We start from the raw sequence: 19,711 nt of genomic DNA, 5'->3' as shown, positions 1-19,711 counted from the left end.
GCTTTCAGCGATCAATCGACGCTGGCGCCGGAGCGCTTGACCAGCGCCCCCCAGCGGTCATATTCGGCACGAACGAATTGCGCGAAGGCGGCGCTCGATTGCGGTACCGGCTCGGCGCCGCGGTCCAGCAGCTGCTGCCGCAGCGCGGGGTCGGCCAGCGCCTTCTGAATCGCGGCGTGGACCTTCGCGACGACATCGGCCGGCGTGCCCTTCGGCACGAAGATGCCGTCCCACGCGCTGACCTCGAAGCCGGCCAGGCCCTGCTCCGCCACGGTGGGCGCATCGGGAAAGCTCGGCACGCGCTGCGCGGTCGTCACGGCGAGGCCCTGCACCTTGCCGCCGCGCACCGCCGGCATGACGTTGGGCATCACCTCGATCATCAGGTCGACCTGGCCGCCCATCAGGTCCGTCAGCGCCAGCGCGCCCCCGCGGTACGGCACATGGACCATCGAGACGCCGGCCGATGCCTTCAGCAGTTCGGAAGCCAGATGCGAGGTGGTGCCGTTGCCGGCCGACGCAACCGTGTATTTGCCGGGATTGGCCTTCAGCACCTGCAGCAGTTCGGGGAAGGTCTTCGCCGGAAAGCCGGGACGCGTGACCACCATCGTGGCGATGCGCGTCAACTGCGCGACGGGCACGAAGTCCTGCATCGCATCGAAGCCGGTGCGCTTGTACAGCGCGTGATTGATGGCGAAGGTGCCATTGGTGCCGTACAGCAGCGTATAGCCGTCCGGCGCCGCCTTTGCCGCGGCCTGCGAGCCGATATTGCCGCCGGCGCCCGCCACGTTCTCGATCACCAGCGACTGGCCAAGCTCCTTGCCGGCGCGGGTCATCACGAGGCGGGCCAGCGTGTCGCCGCCACCGCCGGCGGGGAACGGGACGATCAGGCGGATCGCCTTGGACGGATACGGCTCGGACGCGGCAACGGCTGCAGCGGGGCCAGCCAGCAGTCCGGTTGCCACCGCCGCGAGCGCGAAGGCTGTCGCACGGCGGCGCGGGGAAACGACGGGCGAGCGCGGGGCTTGCCGCCGCCGCAGGAATCGGGATGGCACGGCGCTTGTCTCCTGTCCGGCATTTTGTCGCTGTTTGCATGCAAACATGCTTGCCAATGCCGTTTATCGTCGCCCTATGATGCCTTTTGCATGCAGTATTGGCGATGCACCCGGCTGCGTCAAGCTGGCCTCATGCCATAATGAAACCCCACATGTCTGCCCAACTCCACTTTTGATCGATGGCCTCCCAGATAGAACGCGTGACGATGGAATTGCGGCGCCGCATCCTGGCCGGCGACCTGCGGGCCGGCGAACGGATCCGCGAGGTGCAGTTCTCCGGGGAATTGGGCGTGTCCCGGACCCCGCTGCGGCTGGCGCTGGGCGAGCTGGAAAAGGAGGGTCTGCTGGAGCGTCTGCCGACGCGCGGGTTCCGCGTGCGTCAGGTCACGCTGGATGAAGTGGCCATGGCGATCGACGTGCGCGGCACGCTCGAAGGCATGGCGGCACGGCTGCTGGCGGAGCAAGGCGTCACCAGAGAGATATTCGCGGTGCTGCAGGCCTGCGTCGACGAGGGGCGGCTACTGGTCGAGCAGGCGCTGCTCGGGAAGGATGCGCCGGTCGATACCGCACGCTGGGCGGCGATGAATGCGCGCTTTCATCGGGCACTGGTCGAGGGCGCGGGCAATCCGGCGCTGGCATCGGCGCTCGACCATATCGCCAGGACGCCGATGGCGGGCCCTGGCGCGCTGGGCGCGGCGGGAGTGCAGCCGTCGCTGGAACTGGCCTTCGTGCAGCGCGCGCAGTTCGATCACGAGGATGTGGTGCGGGCCATCGTCGCGCATGAAGGGGCGCGGGCCGAGGCGCTGATGCGCGAGCACGCGCGCCGCAGCCGGGACAACAAGCGCGCGCTGGTGCAGGGGCTGCATCCGGCGACGTAGCGGGCCAAACGCCCGGCCCAGTCCAGCCCAGCCCAGCCCAGCCTCGCCTCGCCTCGCCTCGCCTCGCCTCGCCTCGCCTCGCCGCGCAGCGCAGCGCAGCGCAGCGCAGCGCAGCGCAGCGCAGCGCAGCGGCTTACAGCATATGGGCCAGAAACTCCCGCGTGCGCGGATGCTGCGGCGCGCGGAAGAATTCCTCGGACGGCGCGCTCTCGACGATGCGGCCCTGGTCCATGAAGACGACCCGGTGCGCGACTTCGCGCGCGAAGCCCATTTCGTGCGTGACCACCAGCATCGTCATGTGGTCATCCGCCAGCTGCCGCATCGTGCGCAGCACCTCGCCGGTCAGCTCGGGATCGAGCGCCGAGGTCGGTTCGTCGAACAGCATGATGTCCGGCTCCATCGCCAGCGCGCGGGCGATCGCCACGCGCTGCTTCTGCCCGCCCGACAGGCGCGACGGATAGTTGTCGCGCTTCTCCAGCAGGCCGACCTTGCGCAGCAGCGCATCGGCGATCGGCACGATGGCATCGCGCGCCATGCCCTTGACCGTCATCGGCGCCTCGATGATGTTCTGCAGCACCGTCATGTGCGGGAACAGATTGAAGGACTGGAACACCATGCCCATCTTGCGGCAGATGCGGCGCACCTCGGCGTCCGGCACGTAGCGGCTGCGCTGGTCCGCGCCGGGCTCCGCCAGCGTCTCGCCCTCGATCTCGATGCTGCCGCCGTCGATCGTCTCGAGATGGTTCAGGCAGCGCAGCAGCGTGCTTTTGCCCGAGCCGGACGGCCCGATGACCGCCACCACCTCGCCCTTGCGCAGCGTCAGCGAGACGCCGTGCAGCACGCGATTGGCGCCGAACGACTTGACGATATCGCGGGCGCGGATCATCACCGGGCGCTCCTGCCCTTCGCCGCCGCGGTTCTGCGGCTCATTGATCGTGTGCGGCATAGCGTTTTTCCAGGCTTTGGAACATCCAGGTCAGCAGCAGCGTCATCAGCAGATAGAACGCCGCGGCGACCAGGAAAGGCGTGGTGGTGAAGTCGCGCTGCACGATGCCGCGCGCGGTGCGCAGGATGTCGTTCAGCGCCAGCACGTAGATCAGCGAGGTGTCCTTGACCAGTGTGATGGTCTCGTTGCTGACCGGCGGCAGCACGCGCCGCACCATCTGCGGCAGCACCACGCGGCGCATCGTCTGCAGGTAGGTCATGCCGAGCGCCTTGCTGGCTTCGTACTGGCCGCGGTCGACGGACTGGATGCCGGCGCGGAAGATCTCGGCGAAATACGCCGCGTAGTTCAACGCGAAGGCGACCACCGCCGCGGGAAAGTCCGGCAGGCGCACGCCCACCACCGGCAACAACGGCAGCGCGAAATAGACGAACAGCAGCTGCAGCATCAGCGGCGTGCCGCGCATCAGCCAGATATAGCCGTTGACGGCCACGCTCAGCGGCCGCCATGCCGACAGCCGCGCCAGCGCGAGCGCCAGGCCCAGCGGGACCGACAGCGCCAGCGTGATGAAGAACAGCGAGAGCGTGATCCGCGCGCCCTGCGCCATCGGTCCCAGCAGGGAGAGAACGTAGTCCATGGATCGAAACCCGGCGCGCGGGATCCAGAAAAAAGCGGCGCCCCGTGAAGGGGCGCGGCGGGCTTACTTGATCAGATTCGCGCCGAACCACTGCTGCGCGATGCGGGAGGCCGTGCCGTCCTGCTTCATCTCGGCCAGCGTCTTGTCCAGCTGCGCCAGCAGTTCGGTGTCGTCCTTGCGCAGGCCGACGCCGTAGTCCTCGGTGCCGAAGTTCTCGTCGAGCACGCGGTACTCGCCGGCGCGCTTGCTGACCAGATAGCGGCCCACGACCTCATCGACCACGATGGCGTCGAGGCGGCCGGCGGCCAGGTCCATCAGCGCCGTCACGTTGTCGCCGAAGGTCTTCAGCTCCTTGATGCTGGCGGCCACCTGCGCCTCCTTGCGGATCGCGTCGACCGCGCTGCTGCCGTCCTGCGCGCCGACGATGCGGCCGGCCAGGTCGGCCTTGGCCTTGATCGGCGAGGCGCTGCCCACCACGATGATCTGGTGGTTGCTCATGTAGGGCGCGGTGAAGCTGATGTTCTTCTTGCGCTCGTCGGTGATGGTCAGGCCGTTCCACAGCACGTCGACGCGCTTGCCGTTCAATTCGGCCTCCTTGGCGCTCCAGTCGATGGGCTTGAACTCGACCGTCATGCCGAGGCGGCGCGCGGCCTCCTTGGCCATGTCGATATCGAAGCCGACCAGTTCATTGTTGGCATCGCGAAACCCCATCGGCGGGAAGTTGTCGTCCAGGCCGACCACGACGGTCTTGGCGGCCGCGGCCGGCGCACCGGCGGCGGGGGCTTGTTCGGACTTGCCGCAGGCGGCGAACAGGGCCACGGCGGAGACGATCAGGAGGGCTTTCAGAGTTTTCATGGTGGGAGAGGCGCAGAGGGAGATCAGGGCGTCAGAGCAGAGGGCGGGCGGTGCCCGGCAGCCGTCCGCATCCCGCGTTGGCGCGGTGACATGGCGGCAAACCCGCCATTATACGAAAGCCTGAGGCAGGCGTGCAGACGAAGCGTCGACTATTCTTTAGCAATACGCCAACCCGAAAGGTGACGACATGGCCGCACGCTCCATTGCCTCCCTCTCGCTGAGCTTCGGCTTGGTTTCCATTCCGGTCCGGGTCTTTTCCGCGACCGAAAGCAAGTCCGGCATCGGTTTCAACCTGCTGCACAAGGGCTGCGGCTCCCGGCTGCGGCAGCAGTACATCTGCCAGCGCGAGGGCGTGGTGGTCGAGCGCGCCGACATGGTCAAGGGCTACGAGTTCGAGAAGGACCGGTACGTGGTATTCACGCCCGACGAGCTCGACGCGCTGGAGACCGGCGCGCGCCACACCATCGACATCGTCGCCTTCATGCCGATGGGCGCCATCGACCCGATCTATTTCGACAAGGCCTACTATCTGGCGCCCGACAAGCGCGGCGCCAAGCCATACAGCCTGCTGACCGAGGCGATGCGCAAGACCGGCACCTGCGCGTTGGCCACCTGGGTGTGGAAGGGCAAGCAGTACATGGTGCAGGTGCGTGCCAACGACGAGGGCCTGGTGCTGCAGCAATTGCTCTATGCGGACGAGGTCCGCTCGATGGCCGACCTGAACGTCGAGCGCACCGATATCCGCCCCGCCGAACTGACGCTGGCCGAGCAGCTGATCGAGCAGAGCACCGTGGAGGCCTACGACCCGGCCGCCTATCAGGACGAGGAAAAGCAGCGCGTGCTGGCCGAGATCGACAAGAAGATCGAGGGCAAGAAGATCACGGTCTCGGCGACGGCGGAGCGGCCCAGCGAGGGCGGCGAGGTGATCGACCTGATGGCGGCGCTCAAGGCGAGCCTGAGCAAGTCGCAGGCCACCGCGAAGAAGCCCGCGCGCGAGGCGGCGCCGCGCAAGGGCGCCAAGCGCGCCACGGAGGCCGCGACCCCGATCCGACGTACTGCCAGGAAATGAGCGCGGTCGGCAAGGACAGCTTCACGCTGAAGGACATCGAAGGCACGTTCGGCGTCTCGCGCGGGACGGTGGCGAGCCTGACGCGAGCGGGTTTGCTCGAACCGATCAAGGGCAGCCGCGGCGAGCGCCAGTTCTCGTTCCAGGACGTGGTGCTGATCCGCACCGCCGATTCGCTGAAGAAGGCCAATGTGCCGCCGCGGCGCGTCACGCGGGCCTTGCAGCGATTGAAGGCGTGGTCGCAGGACCGGCCGCTGTCGGGTGTGCGGATCGCGGCGGTCGGCAATGGCGTGGTCGTCTCCGAGGCGCATCGCCAGTGGGAGGTCGAGACCGGCCAGCTGGTGATGGAATTGCAGCCGAGCCGGTCGCAGCCGGGCGCGGTGCTGTCGATCCAGTCGGCAAGGAAGGCCGACAACCGGGCCGAAAACAGCGCTGATAACTGCGCTGACAACCGCGCTGACAACTGCACCGACCCCACCGAGCACCGCGCGGAGGAGCATACCGGCCACGGCCCCGACGCCGCTACATGGTTCCAGCTCGGCTGCCAGCTCGAAGCACAGGACATGCGCAAGGCCGAACAAGCCTACCGCCGCGCGATCGCGATCGCCCCCGACTACGCCGATCCCTATTTGAACCTCGGCTGCCTGCTGACCGAGGCGGGGCGCGTGCAGGAGGCCGAATCGCTGTATCGGGACGCGCTCACCGCGATCTGCGACGAACCGCTGCTCCACTTCAATCTCGGCGTCACGCTCGAAGATCTGGAGCGATACGAGGACGCGCTGCGCAGCTATCACCGCTGCATCGACATCGCGCCGGACATGGCGGATGCGCATTTCAATGCGGCCCGGCTGCATGAGCAGCTGGGCGACGCGCATCGCGCGATTCGGCATTTCAACCAGTATCGGAAGTACTGTCGCTGAGGGCTGCCGATGATGGGCTGCCGATGAGGGGCTGCCGATGAGGGGCTGCCGATGAGGCTCGGCCGTTGAGCGTCTGCCGCTGGGGGGCTGTGGCACGGGCTCTGTCGAGGGCGCATGGTGCGCCGCAGGGTTGAGACTTCTCAACGGCTATGGGATACTCGGCCTGCTTTCAGCCGTTTTTCCCCGGTTTTCCGGGCGATGGAGCAAACGCTCCACCGAAGACACCGGCTCACTCCTTCCTCTTCTTCGCGACCGAATGCAACTCGTCCTGCGCCGCTCCGCCCTTTTCCAGCATGCCCTGCATGCTGTGGCGGCACGCGCGTACGGCGACGCTTGCGGCTTTGCCGCGCGCCAGGCCATGGTCGCCCGCACATCCCATATTCCCGCCGTGCTTCTCTCAGCCGTGCGGGGAGTCCGGGACTAGCACCAACAGTCCCACACCGGTCTCCCTGGCACGGCACATTGCCCGGGGATCGCCATCGACGATCGGCGATCCACTGTTCAACGTGCAATTGGGAGAGCGCATGTCCGCCAAGACCAGAAAATCCGCCGTCGTCTATCGCCGCGCCCTGCTCGCCATGGCCGGCATTGCCGCGCTTTATCTCGCGGTTGAATTCATCGTGATGAATCCGCTGTAGGCGGTTTGAACGCGGTTTCCCTCCGCGCCTCCCTCTCCCGCGTGGGGAGAGGGAGCGCGGCATCGCGCTTGCATTCGTGCGTGCCACCGCCCAAGGCACGACAGCCCCACCCTTCACCGACTACCGAGGTCCCGATGTCCATGGAACTCACCCAGAATTTCGTCAAGGCGAAACGCCCCTGCGCGGACGGCTACAAATGGTTCCTGCGCAACCGGCATGACGGCAGCGACTACCAGCGGCTGCTCGATGCGCTGGTCGATGCCGGCCGCGTCGGCGATGCGTGCTGGCTGCTGGACCAGTTCGGCCCCACCGATGCCGTGCTGACGCTCGATGCGCTGAACGCCGGCGCGCTGGTGTTCGCCGGCACGCTGGTCGTGCGCGGCGCCATCGATGTCGATTCGGTGGTCCGGGCCGGCCGCACGATCCGCGTCGGCGGCGGCATCCGCGCGGGCACGGCGATCATCGCCGGCGAAGATATCGACTGCGCCGGCAATCTCTACAGCGGCGGCGCCATCGAGGCCGGCGGCGACATCAAGGCCGCGTGGGGCATCGACGTCGCAACCTTCCTCGATGCCAAGGGCAGCGTGCGCGCGGGCTGGGACATCAGCGCGGGCGAGCACATCCACGTCGGCCGCAATCTGCGCGCGGGCGACAGCATCGCCGCGCAGCACGCGATCCGCTGCGGCGGGACGCTGAAGGCCGACGGCGATCTGCAGGGCCACGGCATCAGCGCCGGCCAGGGCATCGAGGCCGGCGGCGCGATCCGCAGCAGCCACCATATCGAAGCCGGCTGGGGCATCAAGGCAACGGGATCCATCGTGGCGGAGAGCGCGATCAAGGCCGGCGAAGGCGTGCAGACCGACGAGGACATCGTCACCGGGCCGGGATATGGCATTCATGCGGGACTGAACGTGCGGATCGACATCTGGGACGTCAGCGCGCGCATCGTTGCCCGCCGCAAACCCGAGAACCTGGTCAGCGGCGCCTGGCAGAGCGGTTGACGACGGCCATGTCGCTCCTTCTCGCCCATGCGGCCGCCGGCCCCGCTTCATGGATGGACTCGCCGCGACAGCGGCATACAAGCCGCTCCACCCTCGCCCGCCTGCTGCGCGCCATCGAACTGCGCATCGATGTCGATCACGCCCCCGACGCGCTCGAGGCCGAATTGCAGGCGCTGTACGACCGGCTCTACCAGCCCGGCGACTGCCTGCATGGCATCGCGGCCACGCCCTCGGCCCTGCCGGGGCTGGTGGTGCGCTACCGCGAGGCGGATGGGGAGTATTACTTCTATGTCGAAGACACCGTGCGGCGCCGGCTTGCCGGCTATACCGTCTTCAACCGGCTGGTTGAACTGGACCGCCGCGCCGACCGCCATCTGCGCGCCCCGCATTCGAAGTTCGCCCCGCCCTACCAGCGCCGTGGCCTCGCCTCGGCGATCTATCGCCGGTATCTCGATGCGGGACACTGCCTGATCACCGGCGCACGCCAGTCGCCGGGCGCGCATGCGCTATGGCATGCCCTGGCGGCGGACTACGAACGCGGTTATGTGGAACTGCGCGACAAGGCGCTGCGCGACCTGGGGCCGCAGGTGTCCGAGACCGTGCGGGACGACCTGCATACCCGCATGGTGCTGCTGGGACGGGGATGGACGATGGCGGCGCTGGGGGCCGCGACGGGGATGGTGGTGTAGATGGAACAAGGGCCCGCGCCTTGCCGTGCGCGGGCCCTTCGTTTTACTGCGCTACGCGATCAGCCCTTCGCGGCCATCACGCCGGCGATCGCCTTCGCGACCACCGCCACATTGCCGTGGTTCAGGCCGGCCACGCACATGCGGCCCGAGCGGACCAGATAGACGCCGTGCTCGGTGCGCAGCGTATCGACCTGCTCGGCGGACAGGCCGGTATAGGTGAACATGCCCCGCTGCGCCAGATAGCGCGACAGGTCCGCATCGCCGACCAGGCGCTGCAAATTGCCGTGGATCGCCGTGCGCATCGCCGCGATGCGCTCGCGCATGGCGGCCAGTTCGGCCTCCCACGACTGGCGCAGCGCCGGCGTGGTCAGCACCTTGCCGACGATGCGGGCGCCGTGCGTCGGCGGGTTGCTGTAGTTGGCGCGCACCGCGCCGGTCAGCTGGCCCAGCACGCGGCCGGCTTCCTCGGCGTTCGCGCAGACCACCGACAGGCCGCCGCAGCGCTCGCCGTACAGCGAGAAGTTCTTCGAGAACGAATTGGCGACCAGGCACGGCACGCCTTCGCGCACGAGTTCGTGGATCACGAAGGCATCGTCCTGCAGGCCGGTGCCGAAGCCCTGATAGGCCATGTCGACGAAGGGCAGCAGCCCGCGCGACTTGACCACGGCGATGACTTCGCGCCATTGCGCCTCGTTCAGGTCCACGCCGGTCGGGTTGTGGCAGCAGGCGTGCAGCAGCACCACATGGCCCTTCGGCACCTGGCGCAGCGCGTCGATCATCGCGTCGAAGCGCAGGCCGCCGGTGGCGTCGTCATAGTACGGATAGCTGTTGACCTGGAAGCCGGCGCGCTCGAACACCACGCGATGGTTGTCCCAGCTCGGATCGCTGATCCACAGCTGCGCCTCGGGGAAATAGCGCTTCAGGAAATCGGCGCCGACGCGCAGCGCGCCCGAACCGCCCAGTGTCTGGATGGTGGCGACGCGGCCCTCGGCCAGCGCGGGGCTGTTCTCGCCGAACACCAGCTTCTGCACGGCCTGGCGATAGCCGGCGATACCGGCCATCGGCAGATACGGGCGCGGACCCTGGTCGGCGACCAGCGCGGCTTCTGCTTCGCGCACCGCGGCCATCAGCGGCAGGCGGCCTTCGTCGTCGAAGCAGACGCCGATCGTCAGATTGACCTTGTCCTGACGCGGGTCTTGCGCGAAGTTCTCGTTCAGGGACAGGATGGGGTCGCCGGGGTAGGCGTCGATATGAGCAAACATGAAAACCTCAAGCCAGATTGAGACCGATGCAAGATCGGAGATGACGCGCGGCGTCGCGAGCGGCGCCGGGCGCCGCCTCGCATTGCCGTCACTGCCTCAGCGCACCGGTGCGCCCTGCGGCAGCGCCTGCGCCGCGTCCTTGTTCCGCAGCCGGTAGCACACGGCCAGCACGCCCAGCCACACCGGGATCAGATAGACCGAGAGGCGCAGGTCCGGCGTCAGGTACATGATCACCAGGATGCCGGCCATGAAGACCAGGCACAGGTAATTGGTCAGCGGGTAGCCGAAGCTCTGGAAGCGCGTGGTCAGGCCGGCGCTGCGCTTGTGGGCGCGGAACTTCAGATGGATCACGCTGATCATCGCCCAGTTGATGATCAGGGCCGACACCACCAGGCCCATCAGCAGCTGGAAGGCCTTGCCCGGGATCAGGTAGTTGATCAGCACGCAGACCGCGGTGGCAGCCGCCGATGCGCCCAGGGCCACCACCGGAATGCCGCGCCGGTTGACCTTCAGCAGCGCCTTGGGGGCGTTGCCCTGGCGTGCCAGGCCGAACAGCATGCGGCTGTTGCAGTAAACCCCGCTATTGTAGACCGACAGCGCCGCGGTCAGCACCACCACGTTCAGCACGTTGGCGACCCAGTTGCTGTTCAGCGCATGGAAGATCAGCACGAAGGGGCTGCCGCCGCTGGCGACGTTCTCCCACGGGTACAGCGACAGCAGCACGCCGAGCGCGCCGACATAGAAGATCAGGATGCGATAGATGACCTGGTTGGTCGCCTTGGGGATGGTCTTCTCGGGCGAATCGGCCTCGGCCGCGGTGATGCCCACCAGCTCCAGGCCGCCGAACGAGAACATGATCACCGCCATCGCCATCACCAGGCCGGACACGCCGTTCGGGAAGAAGCCGCCGTGCTGCCACAGGTTGGCGACCGAGGCCTGCGGGCCTGCCTCGCCGGACACCAGCAGATAGCCGCCGAAGCCGATCATGCCGATGATCGCCGCGACCTTGACGATCGAGAACCAGAACTCGGTCTCGCCGAAGGACTTGACGCTGGCCAGGTTGACCGCGTTGATGATCAGGAAGAAGGCCAATGCCGACACCCAGGTCGGAATCTCCGGCCACCAGTACTGGACGTAGATGCCGACCGCCGACAGCTCGGCCATGCTGACCAGGATATAGAGCACCCAGTAGTTCCAGCCCGACATGAAGCCGGCGAAATGGCCGTAGTACTTGTCGGCGAAGTAGCTGAAGGAGCCGGCCACCGGCTCGTCGACCACCATCTCGCCGAGCTGGCGCATGATGAAAAAGGCGACGATGCCGGCGACGGCATAGCCCAGCAATACCGAGGGGCCCGCCATCTTGATGGTCTGGGCAATGCCCAGGAACAGGCCCGTGCCAATGGCACCGCCCAGCGCGATCAGCTGGATGTGCCGGTTCTTCAGGCCGCGCTTGAGCGAGCGGTCCGATTGATCTGCATGCATGAAGTGTTTCCTCTACCCATTCTTTTGGAATGATAGCCGGGCGCCTCTATGGGGGCGGGCGCTTATGGCTGTGCGCTGCCGCGGCGCGGGTAGCGCCGGGCAGTCGGTGGATATGACCCTGTGAACAATCCCGACGCGAGCGGCCGGGGTCGCCGACGAGCTGACGGATCAGACGTTCAGCACGCCCCGCTCGATCTGGTCACGCTCGAGCGATTCGAACAGCGCCTTGAAGTTGCCTTCGCCGAAGCCTTCATCGCCTTCGCGCTGGATGAACTCGAAGAACACGGGACCCAGCAACGGCTTCGAGAAGATCTGCAGCAGCAGGCGGCGCTGGCCGCCCTCGGTGGTGCCGTCGAGCAGGATGCCGCGGGCCTGCAGCTGGTCGACCGGCTGGCCATGGCCGGGCAGGCGCTTGGCCAGGTTGTCGTAGTAGTACTGGTTCGGCGCGGTGGCCAGCGGCACGCCCGACAGCTGCAGGTTGTCGATGACCTCGATCAGGTTGTCGCACAGGAAGGCGATGTGCTGGATGCCTTCGCCGTTGAACTGCATCAGGAATTCCTCGATCTGGCCGCCGCCCTTCTGCGATTCCTCGTTCAGCGGAATGCGGATCTTGCCGTCCGGCGCGGTCATCGCCTTCGAGGTCAGGCCGGTGTATTCGCCCTTGATGTCGAAGTAGCGGATCTCGCGGAAGTTGAACAGCTTCTCGTAGAAGTCCGCCCAGTACGCCATGCGGCCACGGTAGACGTTGTGCGTCAGGTGGTCGATCAGCTTCAGGCCATGTCCGGCCGGGCGGCGGTCCACGCCTTCGATGAATTCGAAGTCGATGTCGTAGATGCTCTTGCCGTCCTCGAAACGGTCGATCAGGTACAGCGGCGCGCCGCCGATCCCCTTGATCGCCGGCAGGCGCAGTTCCATCGGGCCGGTCGGGATCTCCACCGGTTGCGCGCCGAGCTCGAGCGCGCGGGCATAGGCCTTGTGCGAGTCCTTGACGCGGAACGCCATGCCGCAGGCGCTGGGGCCGTGCTCGGCGGCGAAGTACGCGGCCAGGCTGTTCGGCTCGCGATTGACGATGAAATTGACGTCGCCCTGGCGATACAGCACCACGTCCTTGGAGCGGTGGCGGGCCACCAGCGTGAAGCCCATCTGTTCGAACAGGGGCTCCAGCACATTCGGCGTCGGCGAGGCGAATTCGACGAATTCAAAGCCCATCAGCTGCATCGGGTTGTCAAAGAGATCGCTCATATCGTCTTCTGGCAAGTGGGTTGTGGGTCCGGGATGCCGGGGCATCCCCCGGGAAATATTATTTCGGCTGCTCATGCGTCGAATCGCGCCGGCGGGTGTCGGGTCCCAGCAGGGCCCCGACATGTCGCCTGAGGGTCGAACGCATGCAGCGATGCGATGCAGTTTATATTTCGCGGCGCCAAATTGGATTTCGTTAAAACCACAGGGAAACCCTAGGATGTGAGATAACATTTCATCAAATATGGCTCCGGAGAAATAAAGATGCATTCGATCGAACTGGACCGCACCGACCGCCGCCTGCTGGACGTCCTGCAGGAGCACGGCCGCGCCTCCAACCTGGAACTAGCCGAGGCCATCAACCTGTCGCCGGCCCAGACTTTGCGGCGTCACCGCCGCCTGGAGGAAAGCGGCATCATCAAGCGCTACGAGGCCCGGCTCGACGGCGCCATGCTCGGCTTCGGCGTGGTGGCCTTCATCCATGTGACGATGGAGCGCGGGCATATCCGCGACCTGTCGAAGTTCAAGGGCCTGGTGACCGAGCTGGCCCAGATCCAGGAGTGCTTCTCCGTGACGGGCGATATCGACTATGTATTGAAGGTGGTCGCGCGGGACCTGAAGTCGCTTTCGGACTTCCTGCTCGATACGCTGATGCGGATTCCGGGCGTCAGCGGCGTGCGCTCCAGCGTCTGCCTCGACGAAATCAAGTGCACCAGTGCGATGCCGCTGGATTTGTAGGCGACTTTTTTAGACAACTCGGGGACGCCGCCGAGGCCTCTCACGCCAGGACCGGCGCGGTGCCGCAATTTTCTGCCGCGACACAGGGTTAGCCCGAGCCGCAATCGCAACATCCTGTTGGGCGCGTCGCCATACACTGGGCGCCGGCCGCATCGGCCGACATACATCGGGACGCCGGCCGCATCCGCCGACGTCAGCGGCGCGATGCAACGCATTCCCTGGAGACCTGACATGGCATTCGACTTCCACGACAAGACCGTCCTCATCACCGGCGCGGCCGGCAACCTCGGCCGCGCCGTCGCCGACGCCTTCGCGCGTGCCGGCGCCCGCCTGGTGCTGGTGGACCGCCCGGGCGTCAGCCCCGCCCTTCCGGCCGGCGCGCATCTCGCGGTGGAAGCGGACCTGCTCGACGCCGGGGCGGTAAAGCGCGCGATCGAACAGGCGATCGGCAGTTGCCAGCGCATCGACGTGGTCTGCAATCTGGCGGGGGGCTTCGGCATGGGTCCGGTCGTCGGCGAAGGCGCCGATGCCCAGTGGGAGCGGATGTTCGACCTGAACCTGCGTACGGTGCTGAACGTGTCGCGCGCGGTGGTGCCGCACATGATCGCGGCCGGCGGCGGCAGGATCGTCAATGTCGGCGCGAACTCGGCCGCGCGCGGACTGGCGCAGATGGGTGCCTACTGCGCGTCGAAGGACGCGCTGGCGCGGCTGACCGAGGCGCTGTCGGCGGAGGTGCGCGACCAGGGCGTGCACGTCAATGCCGTGCTGCCCAGCGTGCTGGATACCCCGGAAAACCGCGCGGCGATGCCCGACGCTGATGCCTCGCGCTGGGTCGATCCCGCGGCGCTGGCCGACGCGATCCTGTTCCTGGCCTCGGATGCGGCCCGCGCCATTCACGGCGCGCTGCTGCCGGTGGTGAACCGGGCCTGAAGGCGGCATGGGCGGCATGGGGGGCCTCGCGCCGCCCGCCGCGCTCACCTGGGCCGACGTCGGCTCGTCGGCTCGTCGGCTTCTCGGCTCCTCGGCTCCTCGGCTCCTCGGCTGACCTCGGCCGACCTCGAATTGAACTCGGCTCCCCTCAGCCCACCCGCGTGCCGGTGAGCGCGACCACCTTCGCCCAGCGGGCGATCTCGCTCTGCAGGAAGCGCGTGAATTCGGCGGCATCGCTGCCGACCGGCACCAGCCCCTCGCCCTGCAGACGCTTGCGCATCGCGGGCGAGGCCACCGCGGTGCGCACGGCCTTGCCCAGCTGCCCCACGGTATCGGCGGGCATGCCGGCAGGCCCGAGCAGGCCGTACCACGAGCTGTAGTCGAAGTTCGGCACCACCTCGGCGATCGGGGCCAGCTCCGGCATCGACGGCAGGCGCTGCGCGGTACTGACGCCCAGCCCCTTGATCTTGCCGGCCTGCAGCAGCGGCTGCACCGTGGCCACATTGCCGAGCAGCAGATCGGCCTGGCTGGCGACCACGTCGGCCACCGCCGGCGCGGCGCCCTTGTACGGCACGCTGATCATCTCGATCCCAGCCTCGCGCTTGAACATCTCGCCGGCAAGATGGTTGGCGCTGCCGACGCCGGCCACCGCCAGGCTCAGCTTGCCGGGCCGCGACTTGGCCAGCGCGATCAGCTCGCGCACATTGCCGACGCCGAGGTCCGGACGGGACACCAGCACCAGCGGCGAGCTGGCGATCAACGAGATCGGCGTGAAGTCCTTCAGCGGATCGAACGGCTTCTTGTCGAACAGCGCGGGGTTGATCGCGTGGCTGGTATAGCTGAGCAGCAGCGTGCCGCCGTCGGGATCGGCCTTGGCCACCGCCATCGCGGCGATATTGCCGGCGGCGCCGCCGCGATTCTCGACGATGAACGATTGCTTGAGCCGCTGCTCCAGTTCGGCGGCCAGCGCGCGGGCCACCAGATCGGTACCGCCGCCCGGTGTCGCGCCGACCATCATCCTGGTAACGGCGGCCGCCTGTGCCGCGCGGGGCCATATCGCGGCCGCAGCGAGCAGCCCGAGGAAATCGCGTCGTTGCATGGTTGTCTCCCCCTGGGGGTTTTTATATAGGTCTGTCGATCGATGGGCGCGCTAGTGGACGGGAATTGGCGCTCAGTCGTCGCCGGCATACCGCCTGGCGGTGTCGAGCAGCTCGGGCGTGCCGAGCAGCGCGTTCAGCGCATCGAAATCGTTCATCTCGCCGGCGAAGGCGCGCGTGGTGCCCGCCGCCTTGAGGCCCGCGAAATAGCGTTGCAACTGGCGCGAGGCGAAGCGTACCGTGCCGCCGGGATAGATGACGATGCAATAGCCGCGCCGGCCCAGTTCGGGCGCGCTCTGGATCGGCGTCTTGCCGCCTTCAACCATATTGGCCAGCAAGGGAATGCGCGCGGCGAAACGGCCGCAGACGCGGTCCATGTCCTCGGCCGACACCACCGCCTCGATGAACAGCGCATCGACGCCGCAGGCCAGATAGGCCTCGGCGCGCTCGATCGCGGCGTCCAGACCCTCCACCGCGACGGCATCGGTGCGCGCGAGGATCAGCGTGTCGGCATCGTGCCGGGCATCCAGCGCGGCCCGCAGCTTGCCGCACATCTCGGCGGTCGACACCAGCGACTTGCCGGCCAGATGCCCGCAGCGCTTCGGAAAGCCCTGGTCCTCCAGCTGGATCATCGCGGCGCCGGCGCGCTCGAACGCACGCACCGTGCGCTGCGTGTTCAGCGCGTTGCCGTAGCCGGTATCGCCATCGACGATGATCGGCAGCGAGACGCGGTCGGCGATGCGCGCCAGCACGTCGGCGGTCTCGGTCGCCGTGGTCAGGCCGACGTCGGAGCGGCCCAGCAGCGTGTAGGCGACCGCGCCGCCGGACAGATACAGCGCCTCGAAGCCGGCCTGCTCGGCCAGCAGCGCGGACAGCGCATCGTAGACGCCCGGCGCCAGCACCGGCTCCGCCCGCGCCTGCATCAGCCGCGCCTTCAGCGAGCGGGACCGTCCCGCTTCCCCCGCGGTGCCGCTCATGCGACGGCCACCGCGTTGGCGTAATTGGCCAGGATGCGCGCCATGTCCTCCTGCCGAACCTGCGGGCGCCACGGCTCGAACAGCATGTTCAGCGCCGCGGCCTGGCGCTTCTCGTAGTCCAGGAAGGCCTGCGTGATCGCGCTGCCGCGCACGCCGCCGCGCACCGAGCCGGCGCGCACGTCGCCGTAGTACTCCTTCCAGTCGTCCGGCAACGGCTGCGAGCCGGGCACCGCCAGCCACAGCCGGAACAGATGGCGCTTGCGGTCGGGCTCGTCATGGTCCTCGAACGGCGTGCGCGAATGCAGCGTGACGTAGTTGTTCAGCAGCTGCATGTCGCCCTGCTCCAGCTCCATCGTGTAGCACAGCAGCTCGCTTGGCATCAGCTCGTCCAGCAGATCGAGCGCCGCGATCTGCTGCGGGCTCAGCCGTGGCAGTTCGGGAAAGTCGCGCTGCGCGGCCACGGTGTTCTTGCGGTTGGTGCGCGCCGCGAAGTACTCGGGATGGCTGCCAAAGATCGGGCAGCGGTAATACGGCGGCTGGCTCGGGTCCTGCGTGCCCTGGTAGCTATGGAAGAAGGTGCCCTTGAGCACCGGGATCAGGTCCGGGCGGCGGCGCTGCACTTCATCGTACAGCGCGATCGAGCTGATCACCTTGCTGGTGCCGCCGGCCTTGGCGGTGCGGCGGCACAGCAGGCCGACCACATCGCAGGAATCCTGGTGGAAGTCGAGGCCGGCATTGGTGTTGTAGCCGCGGCCGCCCTTGACCTTGTACTCGCCGCCTTCGTTGCGCACGTCGTTCATGATCTCGCTGGCGCGGTTCTGCGTGCGGGCCACACCCATATGCAGGCTCATGCCCCAGTAAGCGAGCCTTGCCTCCTGCTCGGTCCACTCGTCGACCGGGAAGCCCTTGAGCAGGCACATGCCCCAGCGGCCCTGCGTGGTGTCGATGGCTTGCCGCAGCACGTCGCGCGCGGCGTCGTTCAGCGGGAAATCGGCCTGCTCCATCTCCAGCAGCGGCTTGTTGACGGCCTTGGCATGGGCCAGTGCCTCGCGCATGCCCTGGACCTGCGCAGCGTTCAATCGCAGGACCCAGGAGCGGTCCTCGCTGGCCTGCCGCGCCGTCCAGGGCTGCGGACGTTGCGCGCGTTGCGCGGGTTCGGTTGCGGCGGTGACTGCCATCGGGACTCCTCCACATGTTGTTCGATACGTTGGGAACAAGTCTAGCGAGCCGGCGTATGATGAGAAAAGCGAACTTATTTGAGATGCTTCATAAGGATTTTTGATGAAGATCGAGACCTTCCATACGCTTGCCGCCGTGCTGGAGACGGGCACCTTCGCCGCCGCGGCGCGGCAGGCCAACGTGACCCCGAGCGCCGTCAGCATGCAGATGAAGCAGCTGGAGCAGTATCTGGGCAGGCCGCTGTTCGACCGCTCGGGACTGCAGGCGCGCCCCAATCGCCTGGCTCATCAGGTTTCGGAGACGATGCAGCAGGCACTGCAGAACCTGGAGGCCCTGCGCGCGGGCAACAGCATTGCGGTGGAAGGCGTGGTGCGTCTGGGGATCATCGAATCGTTGCAGCCGGTGCTGCTGCCTGGCATCGTGCGCTTCGTGCGGGAGCGCCATCCTCGGCTCGAATTGCGGCTGGAGCGCGGCCGCAGCAGTACCCTGACCGCCTCGGTCAAGGCCGGCGAGCTCGATGCGGCGCTGGTCGCGCAACCGCCCTCGGGCGGAACCGCGCGCTTGCGCTGGACGCCGATGCTGCGCCGCGAACTGGTGCTGATCGCTCCGCCGGGCGCGATGGAAAGCAATGTGGCGTCGCTGTTCCGCCTGTACGACTGGATCCGCTACGACCGCAATACCGTGTCGGGCGCGCTGGCAGCGCAGTATGTCGGCAACCATGTGCCGGAGATCCGTGGCACCGTGGAATTCGACAGCGCGCCGGCCATCGTGGCCATGGTCAGCGCGGGACTGGGCGTGTCGATCGTGCAGTCACCGGACCCCGTGGTGCTGCAGGGATATCCGGTACGCATCGTCCGGCTCGGCCGCGCGGCGCCGGTGCTGACGCTGTCGATGGTGACCCGCAAGGCCGATGACGACAACCGCTCGGTCGCCGCCGTGCGCGACGCGATGCGGCATACCGCGGTGTCGTTTCAGCGTGCCGTGGCGGCGGCGCATTGACGCGGAGGGTCGTCAAGGGCGGTCCTTCGGGACGGTCGGTCAGGACGGTCGATCAGTAGGGTCGTTTCGGGATGGTCGTTTCAGGAAGGTCGTGCCGGACAGTCAGGACGGTCATCCAGCGCCATCGTCATGACGCCCGCCGCCGCGACGATGCGCCGGCCCGCACCGGCCCGAAGCGCTCTTCATACAGCGCCGACACCCAGTCGACAAAGACCCGCACTCGGGGCGCCAGTTGGCGCTGCGAGGTGTACATGACCGACACCGGCAGCTCCGAACACGGCCAATCGGCCAGCACCTGCACCAGCCGGCCCGTGCGCAGATGGTCCTCGATGCGGAAGCGCGGCACCTGGATCAAACCGCAGCCGGCCAGCCCGGCCTGCGTATAGCACTCGGCGTCGCTGACGGTGATCCAGCCGCGTGGCTGGTATTCGACCACCTCGCCGTCGACGCGCACGGTGAACGGATAGCGGTAATCGTGATTGCGGGCGAAAAAGCCCACGCCCTGATGCCGGGCGAGTTCGTCCGGGTGGCGGGGCACGCCGTGCCGGTCCAGATAGGCCGGGCTGGCGCAGATCACCTCGGTCAGGTTGGCGAGCCGTCGCGCCACCAGCGAGGACTCGCGCGGCACGCCGGCCCGGACCACGCAATCGATGCCCTCGCCGATCAGATCGACCAGCCGGTCGCCGCTGCTGATCGCCAACTCGATATGCGGATAGCGTTGGTGGAATTCGCCGATGCGCGGCAGGATGATCATCGCCGCGTGCGTGCCATGCAGATCGAGCCGCAGCGTGCCGCGCGGATCGGTGGCGTGGCTGCTCAGCGAGGTCTCGGCATTCTCGAGTTCGGCGAGCACGCGCTTGCTGCGCTCGTAGAACGCCTGGCCGTCGAGCGTGGGGCGGACCTGGCGTGTGGTGCGTTCCAGCAGCCGGGCGCCGAGCCGCGCCTCCAGTTCCTTGATCGCATGCGTGGCCGTGGCGCGCGGGATATTGAGCGCATTGGCGGCACCGGAGAAGCTGCCGAGCTCCACGATGCGGGTAAACAGTTGCAAGGCGTCGAAGCGGTCCATGCCGTTGGGATCGATCTGCATTGAAGGTCCGGCAGAATTAACAGATCGATCGGGCGGCGGTCA

19 protein-coding genes are annotated in these 19,711 nt (G+C 67.4%); 8 read left to right on the top strand and 11 right to left on the bottom strand.

From position 1 onward, the window contains the following. Nucleotides 1-11: 11 nt before the first annotated feature. On the bottom strand, nt 12-1,052 hold the full coding sequence (locus K7G19_RS01900) for a Bug family tripartite tricarboxylate transporter substrate binding protein (RefSeq protein WP_370639466.1): 1,041 nt from the start codon (nt 1,050-1,052) through the stop codon (nt 12-14). Between the two features lie 179 nt (nt 1,053-1,231). On the opposite strand from K7G19_RS01900, the gene K7G19_RS01895 reads away from it, so the two are divergent. Further along, nucleotides 1,232-1,930 (top strand): GntR family transcriptional regulator, encoded by a 699-nt coding sequence (locus K7G19_RS01895; protein WP_226105449.1) that lies wholly within the window; start codon nt 1,232-1,234, stop codon nt 1,928-1,930. 133 nt (nt 1,931-2,063) lie between these two features. Here K7G19_RS01895 and K7G19_RS01890 read toward each other — a convergent pair whose 3' ends face one another. The 3 genes from K7G19_RS01890 to K7G19_RS01880 all read right to left on the bottom strand — a co-directional run bounded on the left by K7G19_RS01890 (nt 2,064) and on the right by K7G19_RS01880 (nt 4,365). Continuing rightward, nucleotides 2,064-2,816 (bottom strand): amino acid ABC transporter ATP-binding protein, encoded by a 753-nt coding sequence (locus K7G19_RS01890; RefSeq protein ID WP_226106277.1) that lies wholly within the window; start codon nt 2,814-2,816, stop codon nt 2,064-2,066. A 40-nt stretch (nt 2,817-2,856) separates the two neighbouring features. Continuing rightward, nucleotides 2,857-3,510, bottom strand: a complete 654-nt coding sequence (locus K7G19_RS01885; RefSeq protein WP_006576339.1) for an amino acid ABC transporter permease — start codon at nt 3,508-3,510, stop codon at nt 2,857-2,859. Nucleotides 3,511-3,573: 63 nt separating this feature from the next. Next, a complete protein-coding gene (locus K7G19_RS01880) occupies nt 3,574-4,365 on the bottom strand; it encodes an amino acid ABC transporter substrate-binding protein (RefSeq protein ID WP_226105447.1) in 792 nt (263 codons plus the stop codon). 187 nt (nt 4,366-4,552) lie between these two features. Here K7G19_RS01880 and K7G19_RS01875 point away from each other — a divergent pair, with 187 nt between their 5' ends. From K7G19_RS01875 to K7G19_RS01860, 4 genes are all read left to right on the top strand, one after another. Continuing rightward, a complete protein-coding gene (locus K7G19_RS01875; protein WP_226105445.1) occupies nt 4,553-5,434 on the top strand; it encodes a Ku protein in 882 nt (293 codons plus the stop codon). Beyond that, a complete protein-coding gene (locus K7G19_RS01870; protein WP_226105443.1) occupies nt 5,431-6,351 on the top strand; it encodes a tetratricopeptide repeat protein in 921 nt (306 codons plus the stop codon). Before K7G19_RS01875 ends, K7G19_RS01870 begins: the two co-directional genes overlap by 4 nt. A 778-nt stretch (nt 6,352-7,129) precedes the next feature. Next, nucleotides 7,130-7,990 carry a DUF342 domain-containing protein gene (locus K7G19_RS01865; protein ID WP_149318239.1) on the top strand — a complete coding sequence of 287 codons (861 nt, stop codon included), beginning with the start codon at nt 7,130-7,132 and terminating at the stop codon, nt 7,988-7,990. A gap of 53 nt (nt 7,991-8,043) precedes the next feature. Then, complete coding sequence (locus tag K7G19_RS01860) at nt 8,044-8,679, top strand: N-acetyltransferase (protein ID WP_226106276.1); 636 nt, start codon at nt 8,044-8,046, stop codon at nt 8,677-8,679. A 59-nt stretch (nt 8,680-8,738) separates the two neighbouring features. Here the strand turns inward: K7G19_RS01860 and K7G19_RS01855 are convergent, their stop codons facing one another. From K7G19_RS01855 to hppD, 3 genes are all read right to left on the bottom strand, one after another. Then, entirely contained in the window at nt 8,739-9,941 is a 1,203-nt protein-coding gene (locus tag K7G19_RS01855) for an amino acid aminotransferase (RefSeq protein WP_226105441.1), read from the bottom strand. Between the two features lie 96 nt (nt 9,942-10,037). Beyond that, nucleotides 10,038-11,423 carry an amino acid permease gene (locus tag K7G19_RS01850; RefSeq protein WP_149318237.1) on the bottom strand — a complete coding sequence of 462 codons (1,386 nt, stop codon included), beginning with the start codon at nt 11,421-11,423 and terminating at the stop codon, nt 10,038-10,040. Nucleotides 11,424-11,591: 168 nt separating this feature from the next. After that, nucleotides 11,592-12,665: a 4-hydroxyphenylpyruvate dioxygenase gene (gene hppD / locus K7G19_RS01845; protein ID WP_226105439.1), complete on the bottom strand. Its 1,074-nt coding sequence runs from the start codon at nt 12,663-12,665 to the stop codon at nt 11,592-11,594. Between the two features lie 261 nt (nt 12,666-12,926). Between hppD and K7G19_RS01840 the strand changes: the two genes are divergently transcribed. Further along, nucleotides 12,927-13,400, top strand: a complete 474-nt coding sequence (locus K7G19_RS01840) for an Lrp/AsnC family transcriptional regulator (RefSeq protein WP_149318235.1) — start codon at nt 12,927-12,929, stop codon at nt 13,398-13,400. 231 nt (nt 13,401-13,631) lie between these two features. Then, nucleotides 13,632-14,330: an SDR family NAD(P)-dependent oxidoreductase gene (locus tag K7G19_RS01835; protein WP_150083509.1), complete on the top strand. Its 699-nt coding sequence runs from the start codon at nt 13,632-13,634 to the stop codon at nt 14,328-14,330. 148 nt (nt 14,331-14,478) lie between these two features. Here K7G19_RS01835 and K7G19_RS01830 read toward each other — a convergent pair whose 3' ends face one another. From K7G19_RS01830 to K7G19_RS01820, 3 genes are all read right to left on the bottom strand, one after another. Beyond that, nucleotides 14,479-15,429 carry a tripartite tricarboxylate transporter substrate binding protein gene (locus K7G19_RS01830; protein ID WP_226105437.1) on the bottom strand — a complete coding sequence of 317 codons (951 nt, stop codon included), beginning with the start codon at nt 15,427-15,429 and terminating at the stop codon, nt 14,479-14,481. Between the two features lie 72 nt (nt 15,430-15,501). Beyond that, nucleotides 15,502-16,404 (bottom strand): oxaloacetate decarboxylase, encoded by a 903-nt coding sequence (locus K7G19_RS01825; protein WP_226105436.1) that lies wholly within the window; start codon nt 16,402-16,404, stop codon nt 15,502-15,504. Beyond that, the gene (locus K7G19_RS01820) at nt 16,401-17,582 is read right to left on the bottom strand and encodes a TauD/TfdA family dioxygenase (protein ID WP_226105435.1); all 1,182 of its coding nucleotides are present in this window, start codon (nt 17,580-17,582) and stop codon (nt 16,401-16,403) included. The genes K7G19_RS01825 and K7G19_RS01820 overlap by 4 nt, the downstream gene beginning before the upstream one ends. Nucleotides 17,583-17,685: 103 nt before the next feature. Here K7G19_RS01820 and K7G19_RS01815 point away from each other — a divergent pair, with 103 nt between their 5' ends. Continuing rightward, complete coding sequence (locus tag K7G19_RS01815) at nt 17,686-18,582, top strand: LysR family transcriptional regulator (RefSeq protein WP_149318230.1); 897 nt, start codon at nt 17,686-17,688, stop codon at nt 18,580-18,582. Between the two features lie 127 nt (nt 18,583-18,709). On the opposite strand, the gene K7G19_RS01810 is transcribed toward K7G19_RS01815, so the two are convergent. Next, entirely contained in the window at nt 18,710-19,648 is a 939-nt protein-coding gene (locus K7G19_RS01810) for a LysR family transcriptional regulator (protein ID WP_226106275.1), read from the bottom strand. Between the last annotated feature and the right edge of the window lie 63 nt (nt 19,649-19,711).

Origin of the sequence: Cupriavidus sp. DB3 (assembly GCF_020418465.1) — a bacterium.
Lineage (GTDB): Bacteria > Pseudomonadota > Gammaproteobacteria > Burkholderiales > Burkholderiaceae > Cupriavidus > Cupriavidus cauae.
The sequence above is the reverse complement of the archived record's forward strand: the minus strand, read 5'-3'. Positions and strand labels throughout refer to the sequence as shown.